This window comes from Streptomyces sp. NPDC058872, from assembly GCF_042743065.1.
Lineage (GTDB): Bacteria > Actinomycetota > Actinomycetes > Streptomycetales > Streptomycetaceae > Streptomyces.
The window spans coordinates 1-10,012 of sequence record NZ_JBHYMK010000112.1 but is presented as its reverse complement, the minus strand read 5'-3'; the positions used below and the strand labels follow the sequence as shown (position 1 = coordinate 10,012).

The 10,012-nt window shown below is 65.0% G+C and carries 12 protein-coding genes and 1 pseudogene; 7 read left to right on the top strand and 6 right to left on the bottom strand.

The window, feature by feature from the left end; translation table 11 throughout:
- Positions 1-205 precede the first annotated feature (205 nt).
- The 5 genes and pseudogenes from ACFW22_RS35080 to ACFW22_RS35060 all read left to right on the top strand — a co-directional run bounded on the left by ACFW22_RS35080 (position 206) and on the right by ACFW22_RS35060 (position 4,319).
- Positions 206-472, top strand: a complete 267-nt coding sequence (locus ACFW22_RS35080) for a hypothetical protein (protein WP_386412660.1) — start codon at positions 206-208, stop codon at positions 470-472.
- A 13-nt stretch (positions 473-485) separates the two neighbouring features.
- A pseudogene (locus ACFW22_RS35075) lies at positions 486-1,176 on the top strand (transposase family protein); the annotation flags it as partial.
- A gap of 177 nt (positions 1,177-1,353) precedes the next feature.
- Entirely contained in the window at positions 1,354-2,331 is a 978-nt protein-coding gene (locus ACFW22_RS35070; RefSeq protein WP_386412657.1) for a ScbA/BarX family gamma-butyrolactone biosynthesis protein, read from the top strand.
- A gap of 162 nt (positions 2,332-2,493) precedes the next feature.
- Positions 2,494-2,991, top strand: a complete 498-nt coding sequence (locus ACFW22_RS35065; protein ID WP_386412655.1) for a DUF1772 domain-containing protein — start codon at positions 2,494-2,496, stop codon at positions 2,989-2,991.
- 332 nt (positions 2,992-3,323) lie between these two features.
- Complete coding sequence (locus ACFW22_RS35060) at positions 3,324-4,319, top strand: IS630 family transposase (RefSeq protein WP_386412652.1); 996 nt, start codon at positions 3,324-3,326, stop codon at positions 4,317-4,319.
- 19 nt (positions 4,320-4,338) lie between these two features.
- Here ACFW22_RS35060 and ACFW22_RS35055 read toward each other — a convergent pair whose 3' ends face one another.
- Together ACFW22_RS35055 and ACFW22_RS35050 are read right to left on the bottom strand one after the other, a co-directional pair.
- Complete coding sequence (locus ACFW22_RS35055) at positions 4,339-5,001, bottom strand: DUF4241 domain-containing protein (protein WP_386412650.1); 663 nt, start codon at positions 4,999-5,001, stop codon at positions 4,339-4,341.
- Between the two features lie 311 nt (positions 5,002-5,312).
- Positions 5,313-5,828, bottom strand: coding sequence for a transposase (locus ACFW22_RS35050; RefSeq protein ID WP_386412667.1), 516 nt, complete (start codon positions 5,826-5,828; stop codon positions 5,313-5,315).
- Here ACFW22_RS35050 and ACFW22_RS35045 point away from each other — a divergent pair.
- Both ACFW22_RS35045 and ACFW22_RS35040 read left to right on the top strand, forming a co-directional pair.
- The gene (locus ACFW22_RS35045; protein WP_386412647.1) at positions 5,769-5,999 is read left to right on the top strand and encodes a hypothetical protein; all 231 of its coding nucleotides are present in this window, start codon (positions 5,769-5,771) and stop codon (positions 5,997-5,999) included. The two genes, ACFW22_RS35050 and ACFW22_RS35045, sit on opposite strands and share 60 nt — an antisense overlap.
- 248 nt (positions 6,000-6,247) lie before the next feature.
- On the top strand, positions 6,248-7,486 hold the full coding sequence (locus ACFW22_RS35040) for an IS256 family transposase (RefSeq protein WP_386412644.1): 1,239 nt from the start codon (positions 6,248-6,250) through the stop codon (positions 7,484-7,486).
- On the opposite strand, the gene ACFW22_RS35035 is transcribed toward ACFW22_RS35040, so the two are convergent.
- From ACFW22_RS35035 to ACFW22_RS35020, 4 genes are all read right to left on the bottom strand, one after another.
- A complete protein-coding gene (locus tag ACFW22_RS35035) occupies positions 7,442-7,807 on the bottom strand; it encodes a hypothetical protein (RefSeq protein ID WP_386412642.1) in 366 nt (121 codons plus the stop codon). The genes ACFW22_RS35040 and ACFW22_RS35035 overlap by 45 nt on opposite strands.
- 439 nt (positions 7,808-8,246) lie before the next feature.
- Positions 8,247-8,609 carry a transposase gene (locus ACFW22_RS35030; protein ID WP_386412664.1) on the bottom strand — a complete coding sequence of 121 codons (363 nt, stop codon included), beginning with the start codon at positions 8,607-8,609 and terminating at the stop codon, positions 8,247-8,249.
- A 352-nt stretch (positions 8,610-8,961) separates the two neighbouring features.
- A complete protein-coding gene (locus tag ACFW22_RS35025) occupies positions 8,962-9,585 on the bottom strand; it encodes a DUF1772 domain-containing protein (protein WP_386412639.1) in 624 nt (207 codons plus the stop codon).
- A 268-nt stretch (positions 9,586-9,853) separates the two neighbouring features.
- Positions 9,854-10,012, bottom strand: a 159-nt coding sequence (locus tag ACFW22_RS35020) for an adenosylhomocysteinase (RefSeq protein WP_386412662.1), incomplete at its 5' end; no start/stop codon positions are given.

The following is a 10,012-nucleotide window of genomic DNA, read 5'->3' as shown; positions in this document are numbered from 1 at the left end:
CGTGGCCATCGCCCCACACTGGCGCACAGCCTCGATCAACCCACCGACCAAGGTCCCCCGAAGCTGGGACTCAACCCCTTAAGTCACTGGTATTGAGGTTAGAGATCGCAGAGAGCGGCTGATCAGCCTGGACTCTCGCCTCCACTCGCAAGTAGTTTCAGCGGAGAACGTTGAGGCTCTCTTCGCCTACCAGGTCGGGATCTGCTTGGGCCAGGTCATCGGCCGCACCTGGGGCACCAAGGGCATTGCTCCGGTCGTCCGCCGCACCGGGAACCGGTTCTCCGTGAACGCGATGTCCGCGATCAGCAAACGCAGCCTGCCCCACACCCGCCGGGCCGGGAATCAGAACGAACTCGCCGCCGAAACCCGCAAGTTCTTCCATAGGCGTCAGCGTCAACCACACATCGTCCGCGGCTACTTCGGCGGCCCACACGTCAGCTACGTCCTGGACGAGAACGCCATGAGTTTCTGATCAATATGTCCGAAGGCGTGGACTGAACTCGCCGTGGAGACGGCTCGGTTGTTTCCGGCAGGCCTCCCTTGTGCTGGCCGTTCTCTGTGAGAATGAGACGTTCGCCCAGCTCGCGGCAGGGTTCGACGTCTCGACGGCCACTGCCTGGCGCTACGTCGACGAGACCCTCGACGTCCTTGTGGCCTGGGTGCCGGGGCTGCACGAGGCCCTGACCGGCCTGGGCGAGGGCGACTTCGTCGTCATCGGCGGCACCCCGATCCCCACCGACCGCATCGCCGCCCACGAGCCGTGCTACTCCCAAAAGCACAAGCAGCACGGCATGAACGTCCAGGCCATCGCCCGGCCCGACGGCACACCGCTCTGGTTCCCCCGGGCCACGCCGGGACGCACCCACTGACCTCACTGCCGCCCGGGCCCACGGCATCATCCAGGCTTGCCTCACCCGGCAGATCCTCGTCCTGGCGGACCGCGCCTACCAGGGCGCCGGCGCCACGGTCCGTACCCTCTGCTACCGCCACCGCGAACACCCCGAGTGCTATCAGCAGTTCAACCGGGACCACGCCCGACTTCGGGTGCTTGGGGAGGGTGTTGTTGCCCTGTTGAAGTCTTGGTGGTTGCTCCGGTGGGCTAGGTGTTCTACCTGCTGCATCGGCGCCATTGCCCAAGCCGTCTACATGCTGCTGACCTGCGGCTATTCAGGATGAGAAGGGTTGAGTGGTCAGGTGTCGTTCTGTGGGTGTTTTGGGGGGTGTGGGGTGGGTGGTTGGTTTGTTGGGGGTGGGTGTTCTTCTTCGGTGTCTTGCAAAGAAAACCGGATAGTACGTATCTTCGTGTTCCTGGCGTGCGCGTTCATCCAATGATCCGGTGTTGTGGAGAGGGTAATGACTGTGCTGACGTTTCAGAAGGGTGTTTTTGGGGTGTCTGTGGGGGGTGGGGTGTCGGGTTTGGTGGCGACGGTTCCTCGTGAGTATGTGCATCGTAGTGCGGTGGCGGAGGTTTTTCTTACGGGGTGTGTGCGGGCGGGGGAGGATGTTTTTGTGGTGGCGGGGCAGTGGCCTCGTGCGCATACGTTTTTTGTGAGTGCTGATGGGCGTTGTCATGATCCGGTGCAGGTGGGTGAGACGGTTCGTCAGGTGGGGCTTTATTTGTGCCATGCGGTGTATGGGGTTCCGTTGGGGCATAAGGTGTTGTTGTGGAGCTTGGATTTTGAGGCCGAGCCGGATTGTTTGTTGATAGGTGATTCTCCGACTGATCTTGAGATTGTTGCTACGTGCAGTGATTTTGTGTGGCAGGGGCGCAGGTTTTCGGGGTTTTTGCAGGTTGTGTTTCGGCGTGATGGCCGGGTTATGGGGCGTGGTCGGGCTCGTTTTAGTTGTGTGCCGCCGGCGGTGTATGAGCGGTTGCGGGGGCCTCGTGTGGTGCGGGGTGAGGGTGTGATGGCTTGTGTGTCGCCGCGTGTGGAGCCGGTGTTGGCTTCTTCGGTGGGTAAGGTGGCGGCTTTTGATGTGGTGTTGGCTGCTGCGCAGGGTCCGGGGCGGTGGCTTTTGAGTCCCGATCTGGGGCATCCCATTCTTTTTGAGCATGCTAATGATCATCATCCGGGGATGGTGTTGGTGGAGGCGGCGCGGCAGGCAGCGTATGGGGTGTTGCCGGCTGAGGGGTTTTTGGTGACGGGGATGGCGTCGGAGTTTCTCAGTTATGCCGAGTTCGATGCCGCGTGTTGGGTGGATGCCCGGCTGTTGTCTCAAAGGGTGGAGGGTGACGTGGTGGAGGTGGAGGTGGTGGGGCATCAAGAGGGTCGTGAGGTCTTTCGTGCACAGGTCACCGCGGTGCGGCAGGTGAAGGCCGTGGCCGGCTAGGTGTCTTGTGGTGGGGGAGGGGCGTGGTGGTGGGGGTGGTCGTGTGCTTGAGGGTTGCTTGAAGCGGCCTGGGCGGTGTCTGTTCGGCCTCGTATGATGACCGCGCCTTGCCCCGTTGTAGGCCTTGAATCGTTAACCGACTATCGGCAAAGGGAAATCCGCGTGGAAACGGCACGGTTTGTCTCGCTCATCGCTGCGACCATCACTATGGGGTTGGTGAGTGGCTTGTTCTATGGCTTTTCTGTCTCGGTGATGCCGGGGTTGAAGCGCACGGATGACCGTACGGTCATCGAGGTCATGCAGAAGATTAATGTGGCCATTCTCAATGGCTGGTTCGTGTTGGGGTACATCGGGGCTTTCGTTTTCACGGCCGTGGCTGTTGCCTTGCATGTTCCGGATGGCCGTCGGGGGGTGTTGGTTCCTTTGGTGGTGGCTCTCGCCCTCTATATCGTGGTGATGAGCATGACCAGTCGGGTGAACATTCCGTTGAATAATGCTTTGGAGAAGGCGGGTCCGGCTTCGGGGATTGCTGATCCGGCCGCGGTCAGGCGTGCTTTTGAAGCTCCTTGGGCGCGGGCCAATGCCTGGCGGGCGGTGCTGTGCACGGTGGCGGTCGGGTTTTTGGCGTGGGCTTTGGTGCGTTACGGCGCCGGCAGTTGAACCGGGTGAACCTTTCCCGGCCTCGCGTCTACATCGGTCAGCTCCGTGTAGCTGGTTGAACACGCCTGCCACTGAATTTCTCGTGCGGCTCGACGGGTCGCGCGAGAAATTCAGTGGCAGGCGTGTGTCTAGAATGATCACTTCGGAATGAGTTGAGTCGTGGGGCGTGTACTTGCCGATCTTGGTTGGCAGGGTGTCCGGCTGCTGGGGGCGACCAGCTGGAGTTCCTGCTGCAGGTGGTATTGAGTCGAAACTATCTGGTTGCCTTGTTCGTTGAGGTGGTGTGATTGAGCTTGGGGGTGCGCGGGGTCTGGGGGCCTGCCGCGTAGGAGGTGGTGCGGCTGCGTGTGGTGGCCGCGTTGGAGTCGGGGCAGGTGCGGACGTACCGGCGGGCGGCTGAGGTGTTCGGGGTCTCGGAGCGGTCCGTGGGTACCTGGTGGCGCAAGTACAAGGCTGCGGGTAGGGAGGCGCTCGCCGCACCGGTCAAGTCCCGCTCGGGACCGGGTGACCTGATCGGGGCCGAGGGCCGTGCGGTGCTGTTCCAGGCGATGGCCGACTACACCCCGGAGGAGTTGCTGATCGGTGGCCCGTTGTGGACCCGCAAGCTGGTCGGCGAGCTGATCCGGATGGTTGTCGGTGTCACCATGACCGAGCAGGGGGTGGGCAAGTGGCTGCGCCGGCACGGGTTCTCCCCGCAGCGGCCCGACCGCCGCTCCTACCGCCAGGACCAGGCGAAGGTCGATGCCTGGCTGGACAACGAGTACCCCGCGATCGCCGCCCGGGCGAAGACGGAGCGCGCCGTGGTGGCCTGGATGGACCAGTGCGGCCTGCGCTCGGACACCGCCCCGCCGGGCCGCTCGTGGGCACCGGCCGGGCAGACCCCGACCGTGAAGGTCAGCGGCCTCCGGTTCCGCGTGAACATCATGTCCGCGATCGCCTCCCGCGGCTCACTCTGGTTCACCGTGTTCACCGGCAAGTTCACCGCGAAGGTCTTTGTCGCGTTCCTCGACCGGCTCGCCCGCCAGGCCGGACGCAAGGTCCACGTCATCGCCGACCGGCACCCCGTCCACCGCGGCAAGACCGTCCGCGCCTGGCTGGAGACGAACGCCGAACGCGTCGAGTTGCACCTGATGCCCGGCTACAGCCCCGAACTCAACCCCGACGAGATCTTGAACGCGGACATCAAGCGGCATGTCCACGCCGCACGGGCCCGTTCGATCGATGATTTTGCCCGCGACACCCGACGCTTCCTCCACCGCCGTCAGCGCCAACCTCACATCGTCCGCGGCTACTTCCACGCCCGACACGTCCGCTACACCCTCGAATAGGCAACCAGATAGTTTCGACTCAATGCGTCCCGGTGCCGACGGTGCCGGGCTTCTCGAGCACGAGGAAGTCGGCCACGAAGCACGCGACGTCACCGCTGTCCGTGCGGCCCACCCACACCGGGTAGGACCCGGAGCCGCGGCCCGTATTGAAGGCCACGACCTCCTCCCCGTCCGACCCGACCCACAAGGGAGGCCGGGCGAAATCCGCTGCCACGTAGGCCCTCAGATCCTCGACGAGCCGGTCCTCGTGATCAGCCAGCGCGTCCACGCCGGAGCCGTCGACGAAGCACACGTCCCCGTAATCCGTCTCGTAACCGAAGAATTCGTTCTCACCGAGCTCCGTGACGTCCTCGTGTTCGCCGAGTGCGAGCTCCCACCGGGCCACGGGGGCGTCGGCGACGGACAGCCGGGCAGCGGCCGTCACCCGGGCCGGCGTGCCGTCGTTGTCGAACGACACCACCGCCACGGTGACCGGATACCTGCCCGGGCGGACGGTGGCCGTATACGGACGCGGCCTGAACGGCCCGAGGCCCGTGAAGGGATCGCAGACCACGACCCTTCCCGTGGGCAGCGCCAGGTCCACGGGCTCGCTCAGGGAGACGGTGGCAAGCCGGCCTCCCCGGAGGGTGCAGTGGGACTGGTCCGTGAACAGGGCGGTGAAGTCCGAAGGAGTGAGAGGCATGAGATCATCCAGGTAGGCGGGCGGGGGCACGACTCTAGACCAGGGTCGTCGCGATGTGCCGGGCCGCCGTCGGCGGCTGCTTCCCGCGGACAACGGCCCGTGGGGGTGGTGGCCTCGCCGACGTGGACAGGGGCGGCCCGAGCGTGACCCGTCACGAGCCGCACCTCGCGCATTCCGACCATACCCGACCCCGGCAGTCGTGTCCGGATCGCGTTCCTCGTCCGCGACTTCGGTTCTCCCGCCCCTCCCCGAGGCTTGAGGCAGCACCTAGCCTGAGCTTGACTCTGTCGGGGATCTTGTAGTCGTTGAGATCAACTGCCCAGGTTGCGAAAGGACTTGAGTCGGGGGATCTCGCGTTGGTCGAGGTAGTTCTGGAAAACAGTCGATCGGCGGGGTGTGGGGGCTTCCTCTGCTGGTGGCAGTCCGCTGAGGCGCTCGATATTGACAGCGATGGCTGTCAGGACGTGCTGGACGTGGGCCTTTCCCTGTCCGTGGTAGCGGCAGCGCCGCATGCCGTGGCCGAACCCGTTGACCGTGCCTTCCACCCCGGAGCGGACCGCGTAGCGGGCTTTCCACTCGGACGCCTGTTGCTCGGCGCGGACGCAGAGCTGCAGGTCACGGAGCTCTCGTGGGGGAAAGCCCACGGTGCGGTGGCTTTCGCGGGACGTGGTGCACCGTGCGCGGGCCGGGCAGGGCTGGCATTGGCTCTTGGTGAATCGGGCCACGATCAGCGGGGCTGCGGTGGGCGAGGAGGTCGGGTAGGCGCCGTGCCAGCCCTGGCTGACCTGGCCCTGGGGACAGGCGACCTGCCGACGGTCGAAGTCGATGCGGAAGTCGTCCCGGGCAAAGCCCTCGCTTTGGCGGTGCTGGCGGGTGGGGTTGCTCTTCAGCGGGCCGGAGACGGTGACCTGGTGTTCACGGGCGGCTTGTTCCAGGTGGGGCAGGGAGGTGTAGCCGTCGACCAGGTGTTCGGCGGGCAGCGGATATGGACTCCTTGAACCAGACAGCCAGCACGGTCGATGCGGCTCGTGCCGACAGAACCAGGGCGGATTGGGAGTGGGTCCTGGAGCATGCCGCTTTCACGGGCTCGCAGCCCGGGATGCCGATCGTCCGGTTGCGTCCTGGGAAGTGGTGTATGGGTTGGACCTGATCCGGGGGTTTGCTCCGGCATCGGGCTGATGCCCGCATAGACGAACGGCCACCGGCTGATCTTCGAAGTGTCGAAGCCTCGAAGGAGATCAGCACGATGACCGCACCTGACAGTCTGCCCCTGCACGCCCTCGCGGAGGACAACCTCGCCGCGGCGAGTCCCGATCTGCTGCGCGCGATGATCAAGACGTTCGCCGACGCGCTCATGTCGGCGGAGGCCGACGCCCTCTGCGGAGCCGAGTACGGGCAGGTCAGCGACGAACGCGTCAACCACCGCAACGGCTATCGCCCGCGCGAGTGGGACACCAGGGCCGGCACCATCGAGCTGGCCGTCCCCAAGCTGCGGCAGGGCAGCTACTTCCCGCACTGGCTCCTGGAGCGCCGCCGCCGGGCCGAGCAGGCCCTCATCTCGGTGGTCGCCACCGCCTACCTGCTGGGGGTCTCCACTCGGCGGGTCGAGAAGCTCGCCGAGTCCCTCGGCGTCACGCAGCTGTCGAAGTCCCAGGTCAGCGCGATGGCAAAGCATCTGGACGAGCAGGTCGCAGCCTTCCGTGACCGGCCCCTGGACGCGGGCCCGTACTCGTTCGTCTGGGTCGACGCGCTCACGCAGAAGGTCCGCGAGGGCGGCCGGATCGTCAACGTGCACGCGCTGATCGCGGTCGGCGTCAACGCCGACGGCCACCGTGAGATCCTCGGCCTGGACGTGGCCACCTGCGAGGACGGTGCCGGCTGGCTCGCCTTCCTGCGCTCGCTGATCGCCCGCGGCCTGTCGGGCGTCCAGCTCGTCGTCTCCGACGCCCACGCCGGCCTCGTGGACGCGATCGGAGCCACCCTGCCCGGCGCGTCCTGGCAGCGGTGCCGCACCCACTACGCGAGGAATCTGCTGAGCCAGGTCCCGAAATCGGCCCAGCCCTGGGTGGCCACGCTGATGCGGACGGTCTTCGAACAGCCCGACACCGACGCGGTGAAGGCACAGATGCGGCACGTCCTGGACGCACTGGAAGCCAAGTTCCCCAAAGCCGCAGCCCACTTGGACATCGCCCAGCACGATCTGCTGGCCTTCACCGCGTTCCCGCGCGAGATCTGGAAGCAGATCTGGTCGAACAACCCGCAGGAGCGGCTGAACAAGGAGATCCGCCGCCGCACCGATGTCGTCGGGATCTTCCCCGACCGCACCGCCGTGATCCGGCTCGTCGGCGCGGTCCTCGCCGAGCAGAACGACGAGTGGACCGAGGCCCGCCGCTACATGGGCCGCGAACTTCTCGCCAAGGCCCGTCTCCACCCGATCGAGTCAGAAACCGACGAACCCACTATCCCGACCGAACTCACCGCATAGCCTCAAAGACGAGATCACCGAGTGGCCGTCGATACACCACTCCAGCAGACGTGACCGATCGTCCTTGGGCTGGATGTCATCGAGCACGCTGCTGGGGGTGACCAGCTGGGGTTCCTGCTGCAGGTGGTAAGCGCTGGTCCGGGCTAGCTTGTGGTTGACGCGGCGGTGAATGTGGCTTGTTGGTGCGGAACCGATTACGCCGCGCATGATGTCGATGCGTTCAGGCTTGTGGTGGGTGAGGTGATTTCGTTGCCCGATGCGTTCCGTGCTGGTGCTGAGTGTCTGACCGGTTGGCTGGCCGATCCATATGGTGCAGACCACTGGCGCGTCCAGGAGGGGCTAGCTCTCAGGCGGATCGGCTGACGGTCCCGCCGGGCATGTTTGTCGGCTCTGTCGCTGATCTTGTGACGTTCAGGTCCGGTCTGTCGATCGTGATCTTGCCTGTCGGCTTCTCGGTTGCTGAGCGATACTCATCCAGTGCGCATGGATGGATTTCCTCAACTCGCGCTCCGGTGCGCTGTCTGGAGCGGTGCGGTGCTCGTCGCTCCGCTACTCCTGGTCGGCGGCGGCCCGGCATACGACCGGCTCATGCGCCATCTGAACCGTGAGGACGGACCGGGCCTTCTCGCCAAGGAAAGAGGCTGGGTGCACCCGGCGTATTGGGTGGTCACGAATCCTCTCGTGCTTGCCTTGACGTGGCCGACGCGTCGAGGCGGATTCTTGAGGCGTTGACGGCTGGAGCGGAGCACAGCACAGCCGATCAGTTTCTCAGCAGAATGCGAGTGCGGAGGAGGTCGAGCTTAGCCCGGCCGTAGCCGGCGCGTTTGAGTAGTTTGACCCGGGTGACCTGGCCTTCGACCTGGCCGGAGCTCCAGGTGCTCGACAATCCGGCGACAACTGCGTTTCGGTCACGCAGGAGCCCGTCGGCGAACTGCTGCAGGGCTGGCAGATCGTGTGTTCTGGCCTGGTTGATCCATCTTTCGAGGTCTTCGCCGCGGCGTTCGCGCATGAGCGAACCGAAGCCTCGGACGTGTTCAGCGGTGGCGTTGAGTTCGGGGCAGGCTTCCCGGACCTCCTTTAGGCCCACGCCCTCCTCGGGCCGCAAGTGCTCAGGCCGGATCATGATCCAGCGCAGGGCCCGCCTTGGCTTCGGCACCGCCGGGGGTGCGGCCAGGTTGAACTTTCGTAGGGGAAAGAGGAGCGCAGTACGTCCCAGGAGTAGGTCCGGGCCTTGGGTGAGTACGTCTTTGCCTGTAGGAAGGCCTGGAGGATCCTTTGCGACTGTCGGTCCGAGGGCGACGGCGTCCACCATGCCGTGCTCGATCGCCTGGATGCGTAACTTTGTTCTTGCCGGATGAGTCGGCTGGCCGAGTGGCGGCCAGCCGTGCCCGAGGCGATCCGAAAGTCATTTACGGGACAGCCCGTGGGGTGTGGTGTGTGGTGGGGGTGGTTTTTGGGTTGTGTGGGGGTGGTTTTTATGCGCGGTGGGGTGTTGCTCGGCCGTAGAGCATGAGGCTGCGGGAGAGGGCGGTGAGTGCGGTGATGCAGAGCAGGGTGCGCATGATGTTGGTGGCGACCCAGGTGGTTTTGAAGGATTCGACGACGGAGAAGTCGGTGACCTTGGCGGGGTTGCCGAGTTGTGCGAGTTCGTTGTTCAGCGGGATGTTGACTGAGAAAGTGATGAGGAGGACGACGAAGTAGGCGAGGGCGGCGGCAGCGGTCCATACCGCTACTTTGCGGTTGCTTTTGCGGAATTCGATGATGGCTGAGGCGATGGGGAGTAGGAGCGCGAAGACAAAGGCCATGCCGAACAGGCCGTTTCCGTCGATTTCGGCATTGATGTTTTGCATGGCGGTGATGTAGGTGCGGTTGTCGCCGTCGCTCAGGCCGGGCATTACTGATACGTCGAAGGCGAAGAATAGTCCTGCCATCAGGCCCATCAGAAGGGTGGAGGTGAGTAGGAGGGTGGTGCGCAGGCTGGTCTTGGCGGGGGTGGGGGGCGGGGTGTGGCCGGGGTGGGTGCCGTGTGGTGTTGAGGCGTAGGGGTAGGAGTTGGGGTTGGTGTGTGTGTAGGGGTTGTGGGCGGGGTTGTGGTTCATGGGGCTTCCTTGTCTGGGTGGTCGGGGCGCTTTTGCCTTGGGCGTGGAGACACGGGCACGCAGACATGCGGGCGTGTGGGCATGTGATCGTGGCACTGGTGGGGGTTGCTGCCACGGCTTGAGGCCCGCCCTTGAGTGAATCTCAAGGGCGGGCGGAAGGTGGCGTCTTGGGCGGGTGTTTGCCGTGTGGTGCCGGGAGTGTTGCTGGTTGCGCTTGCTGGGCGGGAGCGGGGTGTGTTGTGTCGGTGGGGGTGTTGCCGGCCGTGTGTCAGTAGCGGTAGTGGTCGGGCTTGTAGGGGCCTTCGACGGGGATGCCGATGTAGGCGGCCTGTTCGGGGCGCAGGGTGGTGAGTTTGACGCCGAGGGCGTCGAGGTGGAGGCGGGCGACCTTTTCGTCGAGGTGCTTGGGCAGGGTGTAGACGTCGGT